This window comes from Escherichia sp. AM3 (genome assembly GCF_032029835.1).
Classification (GTDB): Bacteria; Pseudomonadota; Gammaproteobacteria; order Enterobacterales; family Enterobacteriaceae; genus Escherichia; species Escherichia coli.
Genome location: NZ_JAVUPQ010001129.1, coordinates 1 through 254, shown reverse-complemented (window position 1 = coordinate 254; position 254 = coordinate 1). Strand labels below are relative to the sequence as shown.

1 pseudogene is annotated in these 254 nt (G+C 40.2%); it reads left to right on the top strand.

Annotation, left to right across the window (positions count from 1 at the left end):
- Positions 1 to 75: pseudogene (locus RTW80_RS29995) on the top strand (GNAT family N-acetyltransferase); the annotation flags it as partial.
- Between the last annotated feature and the right edge of the window lie 179 nt (positions 76 to 254).

Genomic DNA, 254 nt, shown 5'->3' with positions numbered 1-254 from the left:
GTTAAGCAGCAGCGCGTTGAATGCCGGGGAGCGTGGTTTACTAATTTTTATATGCGATATAAACCGCAACATTAAATCCAGCTTGCAATGAAAATAACGCCCGCCTGGTATGTGCGCGTTTTCTGATTCCACAAACTGCAAGGAGGTAAATCATGACAAATCCTTTATCAATGACTCTTTGCAGACCTTTCCAGGATTAATTCTTTTTTTCTTGCCCTGGATTCGTCTGCCATTTCCTGATTTTTATATTTATA